This window comes from Caulobacter segnis, from assembly GCF_031454995.1.
Classification (GTDB): domain Bacteria; phylum Pseudomonadota; class Alphaproteobacteria; order Caulobacterales; family Caulobacteraceae; genus Caulobacter; species Caulobacter segnis_E.
On record NZ_JAVDRV010000002.1, the window covers coordinates 437,294 to 457,326 of the forward strand.

Here is a 20,033-nt window from a genome sequence, read left to right on the forward strand (position 1 = left end):
GACTACAGGGTGACGAACGGCTGCGCCAAAGGCGGACGTGGCTTACCGGTAAATCCGTCGAGCCCGGGGAGCGATGTTCGTCAGCAACTCGTAGGCCGTCGTGCCGGCCGCCGTCGCGGCGTCGTCGATCGGCATGTTCGCGCCCAGCAACTCGACCATGGCGCCCGGACGCGCGGCGTCGCAGTCGGTCACGTCGATCGCCATCAGGTCCATCGAGACGCGACCCAGCATCGGGCGACGGGCGCCGTCGAACCAGACCTGGCCCTTGGGGTGGCTGGCGCGCGGGACGCCGTCGGCGTAGCCGGCGCCGACGATGGCGATACGCGTGGTGTCGGGCGCGGTCCAAGTCGCGCCGTAGCCGACCGTTTCGCCGCGCGGCACGACGCGCACCTGGAGGATGGGCGCATCCACGGTGGCGACGGCGCGGATTTCCGGATGCGGGCGGCCTTCCGGCCCGCCGCCATAGAGGCTGATCCCCGGCCGCGCCTGATCGAAGCGGTAGGCCTCGCCCAGGAACAGGCCCGCGGAATTGGCGAAGCTCTTGCGCGCGCTGGGCAGTTGCGCGACCGCCTCGCTGAAGCGCTCCAGCTGCCGCGCGTTCATCGGATGGTCGGGGACATCGGCGCAGGCGAGGTGGCTGATCACCAGCTCCAAGTCGAGCCGCTTGAGGCGATCGGTGGCGCCCAGCAGCACCTTCAATTCCTCGGGACGCAGGCCCAGGCGGTTCATGCCGGTGTCGAGGTGCAGGGCGGCCTTCAGGCGGCCCGCGCGCGCCTGGGCGTTCCAGGCCTCGATCTGCGGCAGGCTGTTGAGCACGGGGGTCAGGCGCGCGCCTTCCAGGGCGTCGCCGGCGCCGGGCGTCGCGCCGTCCAGGACGTAGATCGCCGCTTCGCGATCGCCTAGCGCGGCCCGCAGGGTTACGCCCTCGGCCACGCGCGCGACATAGAAGCTCCGAACGCCTTCGGCCCACAGGCGATCGGCGACGCGCGCCGCGCCCAGCCCATAGGCGTTGGCCTTCACCGCCGGCGCGACCTCCGCATCGCCCGCGCGCGCCTTCAGGGCCGCGTGGTTGGCGGCGACGGCGTCGAGGTCGATGGTCAGGCGGGCGTCGTGGAGGTCGGTCACGGGGTGGGCGTAGCCGACGCGGGCCAGCGGTTCAACGGTTTAGCCGTGATGGGCGGCCATGAACTTGGCCACCAGGTTCTCGGCGCCCGACGCGATGATCTGTACGCCGATGCACAGCAGCAGGAAGGCGACCAATCGCGAGAGCACCCGCGCGCCCCCCGGACCCAGCATTCGCATGACGCGCTCGGACGCGCTGTAGAGCAGCCAGACCATGATCGCGACCAGGGCGGCGGCCAGGCCCGCGCCGATGAAGAACGGCGCCACGGCGTCGCCCTCGGTTGGACGCTGGGAGGAGAGGGCGATCGCGACGGAGATCGAGCCGGGGCCGGTCGTGAACGGCATGGTCAGCGGGAAGAACGCCACGTCCTCGTGGCTTTGGGCGGTCTCGGTCTGGCTGGTCTTGCGGTTCTCGTTCTCCTGCGGATCCATCAGCAGGCCCCAGGCGCGGATCGCCACGACGAGGCCGCCGGCCACCCGCAGGGCGCCTAGGCTGACGCCGAAGAAATTCAGGATGTAGCCGCCCAGCAGCAGCGACCCCAGCAGCACCAGGAAGGCGTAGAAGCCGATCTGTCGCGCCAGCTTCAGCCGCTCCGCGCGCGCGCGGCCCGACATCGCCTGGTGAAAGATCAGCGAGGCGCCCACCGGGTTGACGATCGAGAACAGCGCCGGAAACGCGATCAGGAACGCGCCGACGAGACTGGAGGTGGGCAGGGGGCTGAAGTCCATGCGACTCGTCGAAGCTGAAGGCGAGGCGGGGACCGTGGCTTGAGCGGCGGTGCCGAGTCAAACGCGCGAGCGCCGACCTCCCCAGCGAAGGCGAGGGAGATCCGAGCGCGGGCCTACTCGTCCGACGGAATGTTCCGCGCCTGGGCGAAGTAGTGATCCTTGGCCAGGTTGCCGAAGCGGGTGGTGTCGCTGTTGAACGACAGGCGCACGGTGCCGATCGGGCCGTGACGCTGCTTGGCGATGATCACCTCGGCCAGGCCATGCAGGCGATCCATCTCTTCCTGCCAGGTCAGGTGCTCGGGCGTGCCCTCGCGCGGTTCGGCGCGGCCCACATAGTAGGCCTCGCGGTACACGAACCAGACCATGTCGGCGTCCTGCTCGATCGAGCCCGATTCCCGAAGGTCGGAGAGCTGGGGCCGCTTGTCGTCGCGGGCTTCCACCTGACGCGACAGCTGTGAGAGCGCGATGACCGGGCAGGCCAGCTCCTTGGCCAGGGCCTTGAGGCCCATGGTGATCTGCGAGACTTCCTGCACCCGGTTGGCGTTGGCCCCGAGATCCGAGCCGGTGACCAGCTGCAGGTAGTCGACGACGACCAGATCAAGGCCGACCTGGCGCTTCAAGCGACGGGCGCGGGCGGTCAGCTTGGCGATCGAGATACCGCCGGTGGCGTCGATGTAGAGCGGCGCTTCCTGCAGCTCCATGGCCGCGTCGCGGACCCGGCCGAATTCGCTCGCGTCGATCTCGCCCTTGCGGAGGCGGTCGCCCGACACGCCGGAGGCGTCGGCCAGCATACGTAGGGCCAACTGCTCGGCGCTCATTTCCAGCGAGTAGAAGGCCACGACCCCGCCCTGGACGGTCTTCTTGGTGCCGTCGGGCTGGATCTCGTAGGCGTACTTCTTGGCGATATTGAAGGCGATGTTGGTCGCCAGGGCCGTCTTACCCATCGAGGGACGGCCGGCGAGGACCACGAGGTCGGACGGGTGCAGGCCGCCGATCTTCTGGTCGAGGTCGATCAGGTCGGTGGCGATGCCCGACATGCCGCCGTCGCGGCTGTAGGCCTCGGCGGTCATCTCGACCGCGCCGCGCAGAGCGTCGCCGAACGAGACGAAGCCGGACGAGGCCGCCCCGCTTTCGGCCAGGCTGTAGAGCTGCTGTTCGGCCGCCTCGATCTGGTCGCGCGCGGCGCGCTTCTCGTCGCCGCCGCCGCCCTGCGCGGCCGTGGCGATGTCGCCGCCGATCCGGATCAGCTCGCGCCGCAGCGACAGGTCGAAGATCACCCGAGCATAGTCGCCGACGTTGGCCGCGGGCGGGGCGCGATCGACGAGATCGGCCAGGTAGCGCAGGCCGCCCAGCTCCTGGAACGCCGGGTCGTTCTTGAATTCGTCGGCCAACAGGATCGGTTCGGCCAGCTGGCCCTTGCGGACGTGCGTCTCGATGGCCTGGAACAGGCGCTGGTGGAAAGGCTCGAAGAAGCAGCGCGCCTGCAGATTGTCGCTCAGCCGCTCATAGGCGGCGTTATCGTACAGCAGGATCCCGAGCAGCGCCTGCTCGGCTTCCATGTTGTGGGGCGCCACGTTGATCGTGGGCTCTTCGGTCGGCGAGCGCAGGTCGAGCGCGGGGACGAGTGACATCATCGGAAGTTAACGCGACGCGGCTTTCGACGCGCGGGCGAGTTGGCCCGGCGACTCAGATGAACGGGGATATTCTGTGTATGTTCTGAGCCTGCGATCGTGCAAGCGCACGGGTTTTGGGCGGCGTCCGCTCCTGACGTAGGCGGTGAAAGAGGCGGTGAACGGAAAGGGCGCGGAGATCGCTCTCCGCGCCCAAATGTTCGCGTTCCCGTCTAGCCTGGGATCACCAGTTGTAGGCTAGGCGTGTATAGAGGAACCGCCCGTTGAACCCGAATGGCGAGAAGCCGGAGAACGCCGTCACGCCGGTCGTGTTCACCGCCGCCGGCGCCTTGTTCGGATAGGTGTCGAACAGGTTGTTCACGCCCAGCGCCCAGGTGATGTTCTGGGCGAACGCATAGCGTCCCTCCAGGTCCCAGACCGACTTGGCGCCGGTGCGGTAGTCCAGGGCCTGGTTCGAGTTCGGAACCAGCACCGAGCCGTAATAGGCGCCCTTCAGGGTCGCGCTGAACGGTCCCTTCGACCAGTCGCTGGACGCCACGAACTTCTTGTCGGGCGTGCCTTCCTCGAAGATCGCGACGTTGACGCGCGAGAACAGGGCCGGCGGGACGGGCAGGGACGACAGCGTGCTGGTGGTCGGCACGCGCCGCACCTTGGTGTCGTTGAAGTTGGCCGCCAGGGTGAAGTCAAAGCGGCCGGCGGCTTCGCTGTCCAGGCGGTAGCGACCGACGACGTCCACGCCCTTGGTGCGGGTGTCCACGCCGTTGATGAAGAACCGCGCCGTGGTCACGCCGAACGGCTGCAACAGGGTGTAGATCGCTCTCTGCGTGGCCGTGCCGGTGGCCGAGCCCTGGATGTTCTCCGAGAGCACGATCCGGTTGTCGATGTCGATCTGGTAGGCGTCCACCGTCAGCTCGAACGGGCCTTTGCGAAAGACCGCGCCGAGCGAGTAGTTCTTGGACTTCTCCGGCTCCAGCGGCTTGGCGCCCAGGACGGCCGCCGTGGCGCTCGTGGCCGGGAAGGTGCCGACGTCCACCGCCGCCCCGCCGATGATGTTGATCGACGTGGTGGTGAAGTACTGCTGCTGCAGGGCCGGGGCGCGGAAGCCGGACGAATAAGCCCCGCGAATGGCGAAGCTGTCGGTCAGGTCATAGCGCGCGGCGATCTTGCCGGTCGTCGTCGAGCCGAAGTCCGAATAGTCCTCGTAACGCACCGCCAGATCGACGGCGAACTTGTCGGTGATCTGGTTGTCGAGGTCGGCGTAGAGGCTGGTGGCGTTGCGGCTGACGTCCACTTCGTTGGACGGACGGAAGCCCGGGAAGCCCTGCGCGCCGGCGCCCTTGCCGTTGCCGCCGTTGGCCCACGAGGCGTTCTCGCCCGCGCGGATCTTGTAGCTCTCGTCGCGGTATTCGACGCCGAAGGCCAGGGTGCTGGGCTTGGCGAAGTTGAACAGTTCCAGCGGGCGGGTGACGTCCACATTCGCCACCCACTGGCCGTACTGCATCGACCCGTCCTTGAACGAGGTCGGCGATGACGGGCCAAGCGAGGCGTTGAGGGAGTTGATGGTGCCGTAGGCGACCTTGTTGTTCCCGTAGTTCACGCCGGCGTCGACCGTGAAGCCGCCGACCTCGCCCTTGGCGCCGAAGGCCAGGTTGTAGTCGTCGATGTCGGTGGTGATCTTCGGCACGTAGCCGTTCGGATAGACCGAGACGTAGTTGTTGCTGTTGTCGGCCAGACGCGGGAAGGCGGCGCTCTCGCCCTTGCGGTTCTGGTAGCCGGCCAAGCCGTACAGCTTCCAGGCGTCGTTCAGCGGCAGGCCGAAGTTGGCGTAGACCGTCTTGGTCTCGACCTGAGGGTCGCCGAAGATGCCGGTGACCTTGTTGGGCGTGACGCGCGGGTCGAGGTCGGCGCGGTTGGTCGGGTTACGGTACGAGTACTCGCCGGTCAGCGTCAGGAAGCCGTCGTTGGGCAGGGAGAAGCCCTGCCAGACCGAGGCGCTGTAGACGGGGCCGTCATGGGCCTTGCGGCCCTCGGGATCGCGGGTCGTCTTCACCTTGGTGTTGTGGACGCCGTAGCTGGCTGTGGCGCCGCCGCCGCTGCTGGCCTCGCGCAGGCGCAGGTTGATGACGCCGGCGATGGCGTCCGAGCCGTACTGGGCCGCGGCGCCCTCACGCAGGATTTCGACGCTCGACAGGGCGGCCGTCGGAATGGTGTTCAGGTCGAACGGGGCCGAACCTCGGCCGATCGAGCCGTTGATGTTGACCAGGGCCGAGGTGTGAGCGCGGCGGCCGTTCAGCAGCACCAGGGTCTGGTCGGGGGCGAGGCCGCGCAGGGTGGCCGGCCGCACCGAGTCGGTGCCATCGGTCACGGCCGGACGCGGGAAGTCGATCGACGGCGCCAGGTTGGCCAGGGCCTGGGCCAGTTCCGGCGTGCCCTGGCGTGTCAGCGCCTTGCTGTCGACAACGTCGACGGGCGAGATGGTGTCCAGGCGCGAACGCGCGACGCGCGAACCGGTGACGACGATCTGTTCAACCGCGGTTTCGTCCGTGGGCGGCGCGGCGGTCTGGGCTTGGGCGGTGGCGGAGAAGGCCGTCAGCGAGGCGGCGGCCAGCAGCAAGGCTCTGTAGCGCATGAGAAATCCCCTCTCGTGGCCGGAGCGCGGACATGCGTCCTTACGCCCCGAGGCGGGGGTCTTGATCGCCCCCGGAACGAACATGGGATTGCCGCCGATTGCACACAAGCTGAGCATTTCTGCGCCGCGGCGCAGAAAAAAACGGCGCGGATTGCTCCGCGCCGTTCTCTTGAAACGCTCAGAACCCTGACGGGTCTTAGGCTTCGTAGTGGTCGCCTTCGAACGAACCGGCGCCGCCTTCCGCCATGTCTTGGGCGGCTTCGGCTTCGGCCGCGCGATCTTCCTCGAACTGCGAGTTGATCACGTTTTCGCCGCGCGCTTGGCGCTCGGCTTCGTCGGCGCTGCGCGCGATGTTGAGGGTGACCGTGATGGTCACTTCAGCGTGCAGCTTCACCTTCACTTCGTGGACGCCGAGCGTCTTGATCGGCTTGTCCAGCACGACCATCGAGCGATCGACCTTGCCGCCTTCGGCCTTGATGGCGTCAGCGACGTCGCGACCGGCGACCGAACCGTAAAGCTGGCCGCTTTCGCCAGCCTGACGGATCAGGACGTACTGCGTGCCGTCCAGCGACGCGCCGTTCTTTTCGGCGGACTCGCGGTTCTTGACGTTGCGGGCCTCGATCTCGGCGCGTTGCGCTTCGAAGGTGGCTTCGTTGGCCTTGGTGGCGCGCAGGGCCTTGTGGCGCGGCAGCAGGAAGTTACGGGCGAAGCCGTCCTTCACGGTGACCACGTCGCCGAGGACGCCGGTGCCTTCAACGCGTTCGAGCAGAATGACTTTCATCGTGGCGTCTCCCTTACTTCACGACGTAGGGGAGCAGAGCCAGGAAGCGGGCGCGCTTGATGGCCTTGGCCAGTTCGCGTTGCTTCTTGGCCGACACCGCGGTGATGCGCGACGGCACGATCTTGCCGCGTTCGGAGACGTAACGCTGCAGCAGCTTCACGTCCTTGTAGTCGATCTTCGGCGCGTTGGCGCCCGAGAACGGGCACACCTTGCGGCGACGGAAGAACGGACGGCGGGCGCCGCCAGCGGCGGCGGCCGGAGCGCCGGCTTCGGGAGCGGTCGTATCGGTCATGATCTCTTCTCTCCCTTACGCTTGCGCTTGAGCGCCGAAGTCGTCGCGGGGACGCTCCGGACGATCACCGCGGTCGCGACGCGCCAGAACCGGCGAAAGCTCGAGGTCCAGCTCTTCCACGCGGATGGTCATGAAGCGCAGCACATCTTCGTTGATGAGCAGCTGGCGCTCCATTTCCTTCACGGCCGGCGCCGGGGCGTCGATCGCGAGCAGGGAGTAGTGGCCCTTGCGGTTCTTCTTGATGCGGTAGGTGAGGTTACGCAGGCCCCAGTACTCGATCTTGGCGATGTGACCGCCATTCTCTTCGATCAGGGCTTTGAGTTGCTCGTTCAGAGCTTCGGCCTGTTGCGGCGAGATGTCCTGCCGCGCGATGACCACGTGTTCGTAGAACGCCATGTTTTCCTTCTTCCGTTGTGGAAGGCGGCGCGGACGACGACGGAAGTCCGTCGACCACGATGGATCCGACACGCCGAGCGGGGAGACCCCGGTCCCGGATGGGTGCGTGCAAGACCGCCTTCCGTGAGAACGCGCGCTATTACAGAAGATAGGGCTGAAAGGCAAGCCAGATCGGGGTTTGCCACAAATGTCGGCGTCGCGGCCTTTGATCGTACAAATGGCCGCGCGGGGGTTCAACCTCGCGGGCGGGTATGCTAGCAGGCGAGTATGGGAATGAAGTCACGCTTCACGATCGTTCTCGCGACGGCGCTCGCCGTCGGCGGTCCGGCGTGCGCTGAGGTCATCCAGAAGCCCAATATGTCGGTTTCCGCCAAGGATGGCCGCTTCGCCGGCTATTCGGCGGCCTTGCCGTTGGACCTGTCCACCGACACCCAGAAGGTGGCTCTGACGGTCAAGAGCGCCGGGACGATCGAGAACCCCACCTACGGCCTTGATCTCAACCTGACCCAAAAGCCTGACGACGATCGTATCGGTCAGCGCTCGCTGGCGCTGGGCGCCTCGTGGAACGACAGCGAGGCGCAGCTCCGCTCGTCGATGTCGAAGATGTTTGGTTTCGGCCTCGTGCCGCGCTCCAACTATATCCGGGTCTCGATGGACATGGACGCCAGCCAGGCGGTCGCCGTCCCCAACAAGATCCCGGTCGCCAGGGCCAACATCCGCTCGTCCTTGACGCTGGAAGGCCGGCAGATCGGTTCGATCGCCTTCGGCGGCGGTTCGCGGGGCGAGGAGGGCGTCGATCTGTCCCTCATGCGCCCCTTCGATATCCCGGCCGAGTTCACGGTCAGCCTGCGCGGCGTCAATACCGACCGTGAACAGTGGCGGCTGCAGGACGCCCGCGCGATGGTCAAGCTGGTGAAGGCGAACTGGTAGCCTCCAGCGCGCGGCCCTTCCGACCCGTGACCTCGGAAAAGCGTTTCAGATACTCCGGGTGCTCGGTGCCCATCAGCTTGTCCCACCAGGTAAAATAGAGTCCGTAGTTCCAGCCCGCCTGGGCGTGGTGCAGGTCGTGGTGGGTGACCGTCGTCAGCCAGGGGATCAGCGGCCGGCCGTCCTTGCGCGCCGGGAACAGTTCGTAGCCCGAATGGCCAAGGGTGTTGCGGACGATCTGGTGCAGCATGAACAGGCCCACCACCGGCCACTGGGTGGGGACCAGGATCATCCAGAGCGGCACGAAGACGCCATTGATGAAGGCCTCGCCCAGGTCGAAGCTATAGGCCGTGAACGGCGAGGGGTTGTTCGACCGGTGATGCCGCCGGTGGAAGGTCCGGAACAGGCGGCGGTCGTGGATCAGCCGATGCGTCCAATAGAACCAGGCGTCGTGGGCGACGATCATCAGCACAAGGCTGGTCCAGAACCAGACCGGCCCCCAGCCGCGCGCGATGTCGGGACCCGGCAGCAGCCCGGCGCGGAACAGGGCGAACGTCAGCAGCCCGACCGTCGAGAAGATCATGATCGAGCGGATCGAGACGGCGAACTCCATGAACAACTGGCGGGCGGGCGGGCGGTTGTCGCGGATCTTGCGGCCGGCCAGCGGCGCGGCCAGCACGACCCACAGGGTCAGCCAGACGCCGACCGAAAAGATCACGTAGCGGGTCACGTCGACCTGCATGGCGCCTAGCCAGTTGCGGGCGAAGGCGAGAAGGGTGTCGTACATCGAAAGCTCCTTGGCGATGAACCTCGCCAGGGAAGCGTTGGCCGCCAGCGCCGTCGCGCCGTTCGCGAAATCAGGCGCGTTTGTCGGCTTTCGGCGCGGTTTGAGCGGTTTCGACTAGCCGCAAATGGGCGATCGGCGGCGTCGCCTGTTGGCGCCAGGCGGTCGGGGTGACGCCAACAGCGGCCCGGAAGGCGCGGTTGAATGGGCCTAGCGAGCCGAAGCCGTGATCATAGGCGATGGTCGAGACCGACTTCAGCGCCTGCTCCGGGTCGGCCAGGGCGACCTTGGCCGCCTCGATGCGCCGGCCGTTGACGTAGTCGGCGAAGTTGCGGTGGCCCAGCGTGCCGTTGATCAGCTTGCGCAGGCGGTGTTCGGGCGCGCCGACCAGGGCCGCGAGGCTCCCGATCGACAGGTCCTCGCCGCGCCAGACCTCGGTCTCGTCCATGGCCTTGTCCAGGCGCGCCAGGATCAGGCGGTCGGCGGGCGTCAGGTCGAGCGGCTTGGGCGAAGCCAACCGCGCGGGCGTCTCGATCTGGGCGACCAGTTGCGGTTCGGCGCGCAAGAGGGCCAGCGTCGTGCCCAGGGCCAGGACGGCGAGCAGGGCGGCCTGCGCCACATCCACCGAGGCTGGGGGCAGGGCGTTCAGCCAGCCCATGTCCCTGGCGGCCACCTCCAGCACATAGACACAAGCCGATACGGCGAGAATCGGCCTCAGCCGACGACGCTGCGCGACGAGGTCGCCGCGCCAACCCCGCCAGGCCACCACCAGGATGTGCGTCACCATCATCATCTGCATGGCGATGTACCCGCCCCAGATGGCCTCGCACCAAGCCTTTGGCGCGACCTGGGCCGCGAGCCAGAAGAGGAAGGCGGCGGCGGGCGCCGCGAACCGCCAGAGGGGCGGACGAGGCCGGTCCTCCAGCAAGTCCAGCGCGAACATCCAGAAAAGCCCCGCTCCGATGACCGAGGCGGCCCACACGGGATCAAATCTCTTGAGCTCTGGCCCCCAAGCGCTGATCACGTGGGCGATGACGCCCAGGAAGAACGCCGCGCCGAGCCAACGGGTGGGCGACGGGCGGGGCGTCGCCGCCATCACGAGGCCGCTCGCCGCGAAGCCGCCGATGGCCACGCCGCGGATGATCGCTTCGATTTCCGAGAGATCGGTCATGGCCGATCATGGTCGCCAGCGCGCGCGAGGTTCAACCCGCGCGGCTGGTCGAAATCCAAAAAGGCTCGCTACTTCTTGGCGTTGTAGGCCTTCACCGCGCCCATGGTCTGGGCCACGTGGCCCATGAAGTTGCCGTCGGTGTAGGACAGCAGGATCTTGCCGTCCGGCGCGATCACGTACGAGGTGCGGTTCGACCAGTCCGGCTTCACCGCCAGGGCGACGTCATAGCTCTTGACCAGGGCCTTGTCGGCGGCGGCGACCGCGAACTTGTCGCGGCAGTGCTCCTTGGAGAAGTCCTTGATGCGGTCGACATTGCCGGCGGTGACGCCGATCACGGTGGCGCCCAGCTTCTCGAACTCGGGCGTGGCCTCGGCGAACTCATGCGCCTCGGCGGTGCAGCCCGAGGTGTAGGCGGCCGGGAAGAAATAGAGCACGACCGGGCCCTTCTTCAGGGCCTTGGCCAGGTTGAAGTCGAAGTCCTTGCCGGCCAGGGCGGCCTTGGCGCTGAAGTCCGGCGCCTTGTCGCCGACCTTCAGGGCGGCCAGGGCGGGCGAGGTGGCGGCGAGCGCGAGGGCGGCCGCGGCGATACCGGCGAGCAAGCGAGACATCGGAAGGCTCCGGAGGAGAGGGATGTTGACGGTCATGAGTTGGATAACTCCATTCTCTGGACTTCCAAACCTCTACGTTCGTCGATAGCCGCTGGATGCAGGAGAACGACATGGCGCGTGACGACACCAAGACGCCGACCCTGGCCGAATGGGCTGGTGGTCCGGAGCGTCTGAAGACGCTGTTCGCGACCTTCTACGCCAAGGTTCCAGGCGATCCCGTGCTCGCTCCGGTCTTCGCACAAATGGATCCCAAGCACGCCGACCATGTGGCGGCCTTTGTCGGCGAGGTGTTCGGCGGACCCAAGGCCTATAGCGAGGCCGGCGGCGGGCACGCATCCATGATCCGCAAGCACCTGGGCCGTCACCTGACCGAGGTCAAGCGCAAGTCCTGGATCGCGCTGATGCTCGACACGGCCGATGAGGTGGGGCTGCCCGACGATCCGGAATTCCGCGCCGCGTTTGTCGGCTATCTCGAATGGGGCACGCGCCTGGCGGTGATCAACTCGGCCGAAGGCGTCGCCGAGCCCGAGGGCGATCCGCCCATGCCTGTCTGGGGCTGGGGCCCGCCGGGCGGTCCCTGGTTGGGATAACGGCCGAAACGGCGCGACTTGCCGCCCGGCGGCCTTTGGCCTAACCCTCCCGGCCTTGAATCTCATAAGAACGGAGCGGGCTTAGATGAGCATCGCCTTCATTTTCCCGGGTCAGGGCAGCCAGTCTGTCGGCATGGGCGCGGATCTCGCCGAGGCCTTCGCCGCCGCGCGCGAGGTGTTCCAGGAAGTCGACGACGCCCTGGGCCAGAAGCTTTTCGCCCTGATGAAGGAAGGTCCCGAAGGCGACCTGACGCTGACCGAGAACGCTCAGCCGGCCCTGATGGCCGTCAGCCTGGCCGTCACCCGCACGCTGGAGAAGGAATTCGGCGTCGGGATCGACAAGGCCGCCTTCGTCGCCGGCCACTCGCTGGGTGAATATTCGGCCCTGGCCGCCGCCGGCGCCATCAGCCTGTCCGACACCGCGCGCCTCCTGAAGCTGCGCGGCCAGGCCATGCAGCGCGCCGTGCCGGTGGGGGAGGGCGCCATGGCTTCGCTGATCGGCCCCAAGACCGATCTGGCCCTGGCCGAGGAAGCCGCCAAGGCCGGTTCGGAAGTCGGCGTCTGCGTCGTCGCCAACGACAACAACAACGGCAATGTCGTGATCTCGGGGGCCAAGGCCGCCGTCGACAAGGCCATCGAGAAGGCCAAGGAGCTGGGCGCGCGGGCGATTCCGCTGAACGTCTCGGCGCCCTTCCACTGCCCGCTGATGCAGCCCGCGGCCGACGAGATGGCCGAGGCGCTGGCCAAGACCACGATCCTGGCGCCGCGCGCGCCGCTGGTCGCCAACGTCACCGCCGCTCCGGTCCATGATCCGGACGTCATCCGCAAGCTGCTGGTGGAGCAGGTCACCGGCCGCGTCCGCTGGCGCGAGAGCATGACCTGGCTGGCGACCCAGGGCGGTGTCACCCGCTTCGCCGAGGCCGGCGCCGGCAAGGTGCTGTCGGGCATGGCCAAGCGTATCGCCCCGGACGCCGAGGCGACGCCGCTGAACACGCCCGCCGATCTCGAAGCCTTCGCGGCCTCGCTCTAAGTTCAAGGAAAGCCGAACATGTTCGACCTCACCGGCAAGACCGCCCTCGTCACCGGCGCCACCGGCGGCATCGGCGGCGCCATCGCCCGCGCCCTGCACGCCCAGGGCGCGCATGTCGTGCTCTCCGGCACCCGCGAATCGGCTCTGGCCGATCTGAAGGCGGAACTGGGCGAGCGGGCCTCGACCGTCGTCGCCAACCTGTCCGACGCCGAACAAGTGGATGGCCTGGTCGCCAAGGCCGAGGAAGCCGCTGGCGCGCCGCTCGACATCGTGATCGCCAACGCCGGCATCACCCGCGACGGCCTGATTGTTCGCATGAAGGACGAGGACTGGGACACCGTCATCAAGGTGAACCTGGAAGGCTATTTCCGCCTGTCCCGCGCGGCCGCCAAGGGCATGATGAAGCGCCGCGCCGGCCGCATCATCGGCATCACCTCGATCGTGGGCGTCACCGGCAATCCCGGCCAGACCAACTACGCCGCCTCCAAGGCCGGAATGATCGGGTTTTCCAAGGCCTTGGCTCAGGAACTGGCCAGCCGCGGCGTGACGGTCAACTGCGTGGCGCCAGGCTTCATCGCCAGCCCGATGACCGACGCTCTGAACGACCAGCAGAAGGCCGGCATCCTGTCGACCATTCCCGCCGGCAAGCTGGGCGCGGGCAGCGACATCGCCGCGGCCTGTGTTTACCTGGCCAGCGACGAGGGCGGTTACGTCACCGGTCAGACCCTGCACGTCAACGGCGGCATGGCGATGATCTAAGCTGTCCCCGTTCCTTTGTCGGCGACCCGCTAGTAAGCCGAAAAGGAACGTGATAGGCGGTGCCCGACAATTCCCGCGGAAAGCTGGCGCTTCGCCTGTCCGCCCGCGGGTCGATATTTCATAACGAGGGACTGAACAGAATGTCCGACATTCTCGAGCGCGTGCGTAAGATCGTCATCGAGCACCTGGATGCCGATCCCGAGAAGGTCACCGAGAAGGCTTCCTTCATCGACGACCTGGGCGCCGACAGCCTCGACAACGTCGAGCTGGTGATGGCGTTCGAAGAAGAGTTCGACATCGAAATCCCGGACGACGCCGCCGAGCACATCCAGACGGTTGGCGACGCCGTGAAGTTCATCACGGAAAAGACCGCCTAAGAGGCGTCGCGTTCGCTGTCGCGAACCTGACCATTTCCGCCGCGTCGCACGGGCTCTTGCCATCGTGCGCGCGGCGGTTTTCGTTTGAGGCCGAGATTCGCGGCTGGCGTTGTGTCGAGGGAACCCCCAGATACCGCGCTCCGCGCCGAAGGTTGGGAGTGATCCATGCGTAGAGTCGTCGTCACCGGGCTGGGCCTGCTGACCCCTCTGGGCCAGGGCGTTGATGTCACCTGGAAGAACATTCTGGCCGGCAAGTCCGGCGCGAACCGCATCACCGCCTTCGATCCGACCGAATACGCCTGCCAGGTCGCCTGCGAAGTGCCGCGCGTCGATGGTCGCGGCGGCGGCGGTCCGGACGTCGAGGGCAGCTTCGATCCCGACCAGACCATGAGCCCGCGCGACCAGAAGCGCGTGGACGATTTCATTCTCTACGGCATCGCCGCGGCCGACGAGGCCATTAAGGATTCGGGCTGGGTTCCGGAGACCGACGAGCAGAAGTGGCGCACGGGCGTCATCCTGGGCTCGGGCATCGGCGGCCTGTCGACGATCGCCGACACCGCCCTGGAGCTGGAGGCCAAGGGTCCCCGCCGGGTCAGCCCGTTCTTCATCTCCTCGGCCCTGATCAACCTGATCTCGGGTCAGGTCTCGATCAAGTACGGCTTCAAGGGCCCCAACCACGCGGTCGTCACGGCCTGCGCCACCGGCGCCCACGCCATCGGCGACGCCGCGCGCCTGATCAAGTACGGCGACGCCGACGTGATGATCGCCGGCGGCGCCGAAGCGGCCGTGTGCAAGGTCGGGGTCGCGGGCTTCATCGCCTGCCGCGCCATGGCCACCAGCTTCAACGACACGCCCGAAAAGGCCTCGCGTCCCTATGACAAGGACCGCGACGGCTTCGTGATGGGCGAGGGCGCGGGCGTGCTGGTGCTGGAAGAGTACGAGCACGCCAAGGCGCGCGGGGCCAAGATCTACGCCGAAGTCGTCGGCTACGGCCTGTCGGGCGACGCCCACCACATCACCGCCCCGTCGGAAGACGGCGAAGGCGGCTTCCGCGCCCTGTCGGCGGCGGTCAAGGACGCGGGCCTGAAGCCCTCGGACATCGACTACGTCAACGCCCACGGCACCTCGACCATGGCCGACGGCCTGGAAGCGGGCGCTGTCGAGCGCTTCCTCGGCGATCACGCCAAGAACGTCGTCATGTCCTCGACCAAGTCGATGACCGGCCACCTCCTGGGCGCGGCCGGGGCGATCGAGGGCATCTTCTCGATCCTGGCGATCCGCGACCAGATCGCGCCGCCGACCATCAACCTCGACAACCCCGACGTTCACGTCGCCATGAACCTGGCGCCGAACAAGGCCGTGCCGCACAAGATCGACGTGGCCGTGTCCAACAGCTTCGGCTTCGGCGGCACCAACGCCACGGTCGTGTTCAAGAAGGTCTCGTGAGCAAGAAGCCGTCTCCCCGCAAGAAGGCAACGCGGGGCAAGTCCTCCCGCCGGGAGACCGCGTCGGCCGCCAGCCGGCTGACGCGCGGCCTGCTGGGCGCCATCGCCACCTTCGTGGCGGTGGGCGTCCTAGCCCTTCTGGCCGCGCTGTGGGTCTACAACGGGCCCGGCCCGGCCGCCCCCTCGGGCGAGACCACGACGGTTGTGCTGCGCAAGGGCTCCAGCCTGCCGGAAATCGCCGCCAGCCTGGAGAAGGGCGGGGTGATCGGATCGTCCTCGATCTTCATGACCGCCGCCAAGCTGACCGGCGCGGCGCGCTCGCTGAAGGCCGGCGAATACGAGTTCAAGTCGCGCGCCTCGATGGCCTCGGTCCTGGACGCCATCCGCCGCGGCCGCATCGTGCGCCACTGGATCACCGTTCCCGAGGGCCTGACCTCGGACATGGTGATGGATATACTGAACAAGTCCGACGTCCTGACCGGCGAGGCGGCGACCCCGCCGGAAGGCGCGATCCTGCCCGAGACCTACGAGGTCCAGCGCGGCGAGGACCGCGCCGCCGTCCTGCAGCGCATGATGGACGATCGCGACACGGTGCTGAACGCCCTGTGGGCTAGCCGAGCCCCCGGTCTGCCGTTCGTCTCCAAGGAGGAGGCCGTGATCCTGGCCTCGATCGTCGAGAAGGAGACCGGCCTGCCCGAGGAGCGTCCTCGCGTGGCGGCGGTCTTCGTGAACCGTCTTCGCACCGGCATGCGCCTGGGCTCGGACCCGACCATCATCTACGGCATCTCGCGGGGCCGTCCGCTGGGACGCGGCATCCTGCTGTCGGAGCTGCGTCGCCCGACCCCCTACAACACCTATCTGATCGCCGGCCTGCCGCCGACGCCGATCGCCAATCCGGGCCGCGCGGCACTGGCGGCGGTGCTCAATCCGCTGAAGACGGGCGATCTCTACTTCGTCGCCGACGGCACGGGCGGGCACGTCTTCGCTTCGACGCTGGAGCAGCACAACGCCAATGTCGCCAAGTGGCGCGAGATCGAGCGCCAGCGCGCCGGCAAGTCTGGGGGCTGATCCGATGGCCCTTTCCGGAATGACCGGCTTTTCCCGGGTCGAGGGCGCGCACGGCGCCTGGTCCTGGTCCGTCGAGGCCCGCAGCGTCAACGGCCGCAATCTCGAGACTCGTTTCCGGGGCCCGCCAGGGTTCGAAGGGCTCGAGCGCGCCGCCCGCGACGGGGCCCAGGCCCGCTTCCAGCGCGGCCAGCTGACCGTCGGCGTCCAGGCCAAGCGCGCCGAGAGCGGTGGCGACGCCAAGGTCAATATTCAGGTTCTGGAGCGGTACCTGACCGCCGGCGGCCCCTATGTCGCCACCGGCATGGTCGCCAAGCCCTCGCTGGACGGCTTGCTGGCGCTGAAGGGCGTCATCGAGGCGCGCGAGGATGAGGATGACGCCGAGACCCGCGCCGCCGTCGAGGCCGCCATGGCCGCCTCGATCGCCCAGGCGCTGGATGGCCTGAAGGTGGCGCGGCTGGAGGAGGGCGCGGCCCTTTCGCCGGTGCTGCATGGCCTGGTCGATCGGATCGAGGACCTGAACCGCCAGGCCGAGGGCGAGGCCGCCGGCCAGCCTTCGGTGCTGAAGGAGCGCTTCGCCCGCCGCATGGCCGAGCTGATCGGCGAGGGCGCGGCCGAGGAGCGCATCGTCCAGGAAGCCGCCGCCCAGGCCGTGAAGGCCGATGTGCGCGAGGAGCTCGACCGCCTGGCCAGCCACGTCGCCGCCGCGCGCGGCCTGCTGGCGGGCGAGGGGGCGTCCGGCCGCCGGCTCGACTTCCTCTCCCAGGAATTCATGCGAGAATCCAATACCCTCTGCTCGAAATCGGCCCTGACCGCCCTGACCGCGATCGGTCTGGAGCTCAAGGCCGTGATCGAGCAGTTCCGCGAGCAGGTCCAGAACGTTGAATAAGCCCCACCATCCCACGCGCGGCCTGCTTTTGATGGTCGTGGCGCCCTCGGGCGTCGGCAAGACTTCGCTGACCCGTCGGTTGGTGTCCGATCACAACGACCTGCACCTGTCGATCAGCGCCACGACGCGCGAGCCCCGTCCGGGCGAGCATGACGGCCGCGACTATCATTTCGTCACGCGTGAGCGGTTCCAGGAGATGATCGCTCAGGACGCCTTCCTGGAATGGGCCGAGGTCTATGGCAACTACTACGGCAGCCCCAAGCCGCCGATCATGCAAGCCCTGGAGCGGGGCGAGAGCGCCCTGTTCGACATCGACTTCCAGGGGGCGATGAAGGTCCACGCCCAGGCCAAGGAAGACAGCGTGCTGGTCTATATCCTGCCGCCGTCGCTGGCCGAGATGAGCCGCCGGCTGCACACGCGCAGCCAGGACAGCGAGGAGGTCATCCACCGTCGTCTGTCCCGCGCCAAGGACGAGGTCGCCGCCTGGGAGCTGTTCGACTACGTCATTCTGAATGATGATTTCGACCGCGCTTACGCGGATCTGGCCCACATCTATCACGCCGAGAGGCTGAAGCGGTCGCGAAACCCGTGGATCGGCAACCTGGTGGGCGATCTTCTGAAGGAAGATATCTAGGGGATCGGCGGCGGACTTTCGCCCGCCGCCGCCAAGCCGGGCGCTACAGGGCGCGGCGGCTGAAGATCAGGTGGTAGATCGCCAGGACGACGATGGCGCCGATCGTGGCGACCAGCAGGCTGTAGAGGTTGAAGCCGGACACGCCGCTGTTGCCGAACTGGTTGAACAGCCAGCCGCCGACGAACGCGCCGACAATGCCGAGCACGATATCCAGCAGCAGGCCGCTGCCGGAGCGGTTGACGATCTTGCTGGCGATGAAGCCGGCGATCAGACCGAGAAGAAGCCAAGCTAGAATGGACATCGTAGGGACTCCTTGAACGGCCGCCCTGCGCGACCTTGTCCAAAAAAGGCCCAACGGCGCCGTTAGTTCCCGCGCATGCGCTCTTGAACGATCGCGATCAGCTTCTCGGCGGGCGCGCGTCCCAGGGCGATGAAAAGGCCAGAGCCCAGAATGGCCCCGATTAGAAAAGACAAGCTCACGCGAGAACTCCCCTACGACTGGCGTCCTCTATTGCAGGTCGTCGATGGCCAAGCCAAGGCGACAACGAGGCGCTGCGACGATCGGTCTTGCCTTGCTCAAACCTTGGTCGAGGCGAGGACCGTCAGCACGCATGTCAGGCCTTCGGGCGCGTAGTCGAAGGTCGCGGAGCCAGCGAGCTCGCCCTTGAGGCTGGCGGCGACGAGACGCGAGCCGAAGCCCTTGCGCTGGGGCGGGCTCACCGGCGGGCCGCCATCTTCCTCCCAGCGGATCACGGCCCGAGCGCGACCTTCGCGCCGCCAGGCGATGGTCACGCGCCCGGCTTCCCGCGACAGGGCCCCGTACTTCGAGGCGTTGGTGGCCAGCTCGTGGAAGATCATGGCCAGGGCCACCGCGCCATTGGGCGAAAGCGGCAGGGGCGGGCCCTCCAGCGTCACCTGGGCGGCGTAGGGCTGCAGCGTCTCGGCCAGGATCTCGCCGAGATCCGCGCCTTCCCAGCTGCGACGGGTCAGCAGATCGTGCGCGCTGGCCAGGGCGTGGATCCGGTCGTTGAATTGCCGAAGGCCCAGCGCCCCGCCGTCCCGCAGGCTGTGCCGGGCCAGGGACTGCACGACCACCAAGGTATTCTTCACCCGGTGGTTCAGCTCGTTGATCATCAATTGCTGGCGCTCGGCCGCCTGGCTCGCCTCGGCCTCGCGCCGGCGCAGCACGTCGGCGGCGGCCCGGAGCGATCGGCGCACCTCGGCGATCTCCAGCAGGTGAGAGCGGGCCGGATCGAGAGGCGCGCCGGCCGCCAGGGTCTCGGCCTCGCCCACCAAGGCGCGGACGTCGCGCGATATGGGACGGGCGAAGCCGATCGCGGCCGCCACGGCCAGGGCGATCATCAGGACGGCGCCGACCAGGGCGGGGCCCAGCGAACCGAGGACGGCGCGATTGACCTCCCCGCGCGGCACGCCGACGATGAAGGTCCAGCCATAGGTCGACGAGCGGCTGAAGGCGGACAAGGTGGCGACGCCGTCCAGCGTGTGGGTGTAGACGACGCCGTCGTTGGCGCGGGCCATGGCTTCGCGCATCTCCGCGCTGGCCTGTTTGCCCAGCATCTTGTCCTGGTCGCGCGAGCGGGCCACCAGCGCCGCGTCGCGATCGACGATGCTGGCGGTCCAGCTCGCGGGAAAGCCCTGGGCGGCCATCAGGCCGTGAAACGCCGCCGGATGCTGCATATAGCCCAGCACCATCACCTGTCCGTTGACCAGCACCGGCATGTTGACGCCCACGATGGGCGTCTTGCCCCGGCGTGGGATCAGGTTGCTGACGTTCGACTTTCCAGTGGTCATCTCCCGCCAGGAGTGGGGCGTGATCGGCGCCACTGGCGTCGGCTGGCCAGGCGGGATCCGGGTGTTGATCAGCTGAAGGTCGGGGGTCATCAGCACGATCCAGCCATCGCGCCCCTCGGCGGCCTCTCTGGCCTGTCTTTCGAAGGCCCGCAGGTCGCCCTCCGCCAGGGCTGTCGAGACCGCCAGGCCCTGCAGCACGCTCTGGCCCTGACCGATCTGGCGATCGGTCGCCAGCGTCAATGCTCGGGTCATGGCGGTCAGTTGGGTGGCGAAGCGACGCTGGCCCTCGGCGTATTGCGTGGCGACAAGCAGGCCCATCAACAGGATGGCGGGCGCCGCGAGCGTCAGCGCCATGAACAGAA

Annotated in this window: 21 protein-coding genes; 9 read left to right on the forward strand and 12 right to left on the reverse strand. The window is 67.7% G+C overall.

Going from position 1 to position 20,033, the window contains the following annotated elements; genetic code table 11:
* Positions 1–42: 42 nt before the first annotated feature.
* The 7 genes from alr to rpsF form a co-directional block, all read right to left on the reverse strand.
* Positions 43–1,125 carry an alanine racemase gene (alr, locus tag J2728_RS08210; protein ID WP_309998205.1) on the reverse strand — a complete coding sequence of 361 codons (1,083 nt, stop codon included), beginning with the start codon at positions 1,123–1,125 and terminating at the stop codon, positions 43–45.
* Between the two features lie 39 nt (positions 1,126–1,164).
* Entirely contained in the window at positions 1,165–1,851 is a 687-nt protein-coding gene (locus tag J2728_RS08215) for a MarC family protein (RefSeq protein ID WP_309998207.1), read from the reverse strand.
* 113 nt (positions 1,852–1,964) lie between these two features.
* Positions 1,965–3,485, reverse strand: a complete 1,521-nt coding sequence (locus tag J2728_RS08220; protein WP_309998209.1) for a replicative DNA helicase — start codon at positions 3,483–3,485, stop codon at positions 1,965–1,967.
* A gap of 220 nt (positions 3,486–3,705) precedes the next feature.
* Entirely contained in the window at positions 3,706–6,111 is a 2,406-nt protein-coding gene (locus J2728_RS08225) for a TonB-dependent receptor plug domain-containing protein (RefSeq protein WP_309998211.1), read from the reverse strand.
* A 196-nt stretch (positions 6,112–6,307) separates the two neighbouring features.
* A complete protein-coding gene (rplI, locus tag J2728_RS08230; RefSeq protein ID WP_309998212.1) occupies positions 6,308–6,892 on the reverse strand; it encodes a 50S ribosomal protein L9 in 585 nt (194 codons plus the stop codon).
* A gap of 13 nt (positions 6,893–6,905) precedes the next feature.
* Positions 6,906–7,184: a 30S ribosomal protein S18 gene (gene rpsR, locus J2728_RS08235; protein ID WP_004615089.1), complete on the reverse strand. Its 279-nt coding sequence runs from the start codon at positions 7,182–7,184 to the stop codon at positions 6,906–6,908.
* A 15-nt stretch (positions 7,185–7,199) separates the two neighbouring features.
* Positions 7,200–7,580 (reverse strand): 30S ribosomal protein S6, encoded by a 381-nt coding sequence (gene rpsF / locus J2728_RS08240; RefSeq protein ID WP_099443750.1) that lies wholly within the window; start codon positions 7,578–7,580, stop codon positions 7,200–7,202.
* Positions 7,581–7,847: 267 nt separating this feature from the next.
* Between rpsF and J2728_RS08245 the strand changes: the two genes are divergently transcribed.
* On the forward strand, positions 7,848–8,510 hold the full coding sequence (locus J2728_RS08245) for a hypothetical protein (RefSeq protein ID WP_309998227.1): 663 nt from the start codon (positions 7,848–7,850) through the stop codon (positions 8,508–8,510).
* Here J2728_RS08245 and J2728_RS08250 read toward each other — a convergent pair.
* From J2728_RS08250 to J2728_RS08260, 3 genes are all read right to left on the reverse strand, one after another.
* Positions 8,485–9,294, reverse strand: a complete 810-nt coding sequence (locus tag J2728_RS08250; RefSeq protein ID WP_309998229.1) for a sterol desaturase family protein — start codon at positions 9,292–9,294, stop codon at positions 8,485–8,487. The genes J2728_RS08245 and J2728_RS08250 overlap by 26 nt on opposite strands.
* 70 nt (positions 9,295–9,364) lie before the next feature.
* A complete protein-coding gene (locus tag J2728_RS08255; protein ID WP_309998231.1) occupies positions 9,365–10,462 on the reverse strand; it encodes a helix-turn-helix domain-containing protein in 1,098 nt (365 codons plus the stop codon).
* Positions 10,463–10,530: 68 nt separating this feature from the next.
* Positions 10,531–11,070, reverse strand: coding sequence for a peroxiredoxin (locus J2728_RS08260; protein WP_309998233.1), 540 nt, complete (start codon positions 11,068–11,070; stop codon positions 10,531–10,533).
* Between the two features lie 110 nt (positions 11,071–11,180).
* On the opposite strand from J2728_RS08260, the gene J2728_RS08265 reads away from it, so the two are divergent.
* From J2728_RS08265 to gmk, 8 genes are all read left to right on the forward strand, one after another.
* Complete coding sequence (locus J2728_RS08265) at positions 11,181–11,660, forward strand: group II truncated hemoglobin (RefSeq protein ID WP_309998236.1); 480 nt, start codon at positions 11,181–11,183, stop codon at positions 11,658–11,660.
* An 85-nt stretch (positions 11,661–11,745) separates the two neighbouring features.
* Entirely contained in the window at positions 11,746–12,690 is a 945-nt protein-coding gene (fabD, locus tag J2728_RS08270) for an ACP S-malonyltransferase (RefSeq protein ID WP_309998238.1), read from the forward strand.
* Positions 12,691–12,708: 18 nt separating this feature from the next.
* Positions 12,709–13,449 carry a 3-oxoacyl-[acyl-carrier-protein] reductase gene (gene fabG / locus J2728_RS08275; RefSeq protein ID WP_309998239.1) on the forward strand — a complete coding sequence of 247 codons (741 nt, stop codon included), beginning with the start codon at positions 12,709–12,711 and terminating at the stop codon, positions 13,447–13,449.
* 140 nt (positions 13,450–13,589) lie between these two features.
* Positions 13,590–13,826, forward strand: a complete 237-nt coding sequence (locus J2728_RS08280) for an acyl carrier protein (RefSeq protein ID WP_004615098.1) — start codon at positions 13,590–13,592, stop codon at positions 13,824–13,826.
* 165 nt (positions 13,827–13,991) lie between these two features.
* Complete coding sequence (gene fabF, locus J2728_RS08285; RefSeq protein ID WP_309998246.1) at positions 13,992–15,272, forward strand: beta-ketoacyl-ACP synthase II; 1,281 nt, start codon at positions 13,992–13,994, stop codon at positions 15,270–15,272.
* Positions 15,269–16,339: an endolytic transglycosylase MltG gene (gene mltG, locus J2728_RS08290; protein ID WP_309998248.1), complete on the forward strand. Its 1,071-nt coding sequence runs from the start codon at positions 15,269–15,271 to the stop codon at positions 16,337–16,339. Before fabF ends, mltG begins: the two co-directional genes overlap by 4 nt.
* 4 nt (positions 16,340–16,343) lie before the next feature.
* On the forward strand, positions 16,344–17,225 hold the full coding sequence (locus J2728_RS08295) for a YicC/YloC family endoribonuclease (protein ID WP_309998249.1): 882 nt from the start codon (positions 16,344–16,346) through the stop codon (positions 17,223–17,225).
* The gene (gene gmk / locus J2728_RS08300) at positions 17,218–17,859 is read left to right on the forward strand and encodes a guanylate kinase (protein WP_309998251.1); all 642 of its coding nucleotides are present in this window, start codon (positions 17,218–17,220) and stop codon (positions 17,857–17,859) included. The genes J2728_RS08295 and gmk overlap by 8 nt, the downstream gene beginning before the upstream one ends.
* A 43-nt stretch (positions 17,860–17,902) precedes the next feature.
* On the opposite strand, the gene J2728_RS08305 is transcribed toward gmk, so the two are convergent.
* Both J2728_RS08305 and J2728_RS08310 read right to left on the reverse strand, forming a co-directional pair.
* On the reverse strand, positions 17,903–18,160 hold the full coding sequence (locus J2728_RS08305; RefSeq protein ID WP_309998253.1) for a GlsB/YeaQ/YmgE family stress response membrane protein: 258 nt from the start codon (positions 18,158–18,160) through the stop codon (positions 17,903–17,905).
* Positions 18,161–18,435: 275 nt separating this feature from the next.
* Positions 18,436–20,025, reverse strand: a complete 1,590-nt coding sequence (locus J2728_RS08310) for an HWE histidine kinase domain-containing protein (protein WP_309999429.1) — start codon at positions 20,023–20,025, stop codon at positions 18,436–18,438.
* Positions 20,026–20,033 lie beyond the last annotated feature (8 nt).

Coding starts and splice junctions, on each gene's coding strand:
- J2728_RS08215 (WP_309998207.1), bottom strand. CDS start 1,851: ATGGACTTCAGCCCCCTGCCCACCTCCAGTCTCGTCGGCGCGTTCCTG.
- J2728_RS08220 (WP_309998209.1), bottom strand. CDS start 3,485: ATGATGTCACTCGTCCCCGCGCTCGACCTGCGCTCGCCGACCGAAGAG.
- J2728_RS08225 (WP_309998211.1), bottom strand. CDS start 6,111: ATGCGCTACAGAGCCTTGCTGCTGGCCGCCGCCTCGCTGACGGCCTTC.
- rplI (WP_309998212.1), bottom strand. CDS start 6,892: ATGAAAGTCATTCTGCTCGAACGCGTTGAAGGCACCGGCGTCCTCGGC.
- rpsR (WP_004615089.1), bottom strand. CDS start 7,184: ATGACCGATACGACCGCTCCCGAAGCCGGCGCTCCGGCCGCCGCCGCT.
- rpsF (WP_099443750.1), bottom strand. CDS start 7,580: ATGGCGTTCTACGAACACGTGGTCATCGCGCGGCAGGACATCTCGCCG.
- J2728_RS08245 (WP_309998227.1), top strand. CDS start 7,848: ATGGGAATGAAGTCACGCTTCACGATCGTTCTCGCGACGGCGCTCGCC.
- J2728_RS08250 (WP_309998229.1), bottom strand. CDS start 9,294: ATGTACGACACCCTTCTCGCCTTCGCCCGCAACTGGCTAGGCGCCATG.
- J2728_RS08255 (WP_309998231.1), bottom strand. CDS start 10,462: ATGACCGATCTCTCGGAAATCGAAGCGATCATCCGCGGCGTGGCCATC.
- J2728_RS08260 (WP_309998233.1), bottom strand. CDS start 11,070: ATGTCTCGCTTGCTCGCCGGTATCGCCGCGGCCGCCCTCGCGCTCGCC.
- J2728_RS08265 (WP_309998236.1), top strand. CDS start 11,181: ATGGCGCGTGACGACACCAAGACGCCGACCCTGGCCGAATGGGCTGGT.
- fabD (WP_309998238.1), top strand. CDS start 11,746: ATGAGCATCGCCTTCATTTTCCCGGGTCAGGGCAGCCAGTCTGTCGGC.
- fabG (WP_309998239.1), top strand. CDS start 12,709: ATGTTCGACCTCACCGGCAAGACCGCCCTCGTCACCGGCGCCACCGGC.
- J2728_RS08280 (WP_004615098.1), top strand. CDS start 13,590: ATGTCCGACATTCTCGAGCGCGTGCGTAAGATCGTCATCGAGCACCTG.
- fabF (WP_309998246.1), top strand. CDS start 13,992: ATGCGTAGAGTCGTCGTCACCGGGCTGGGCCTGCTGACCCCTCTGGGC.
- J2728_RS08295 (WP_309998249.1), top strand. CDS start 16,344: ATGGCCCTTTCCGGAATGACCGGCTTTTCCCGGGTCGAGGGCGCGCAC.
- J2728_RS08305 (WP_309998253.1), bottom strand. CDS start 18,160: ATGTCCATTCTAGCTTGGCTTCTTCTCGGTCTGATCGCCGGCTTCATC.
- J2728_RS08310 (WP_309999429.1), bottom strand. CDS start 20,025: ATGGCGCTGACGCTCGCGGCGCCCGCCATCCTGTTGATGGGCCTGCTT.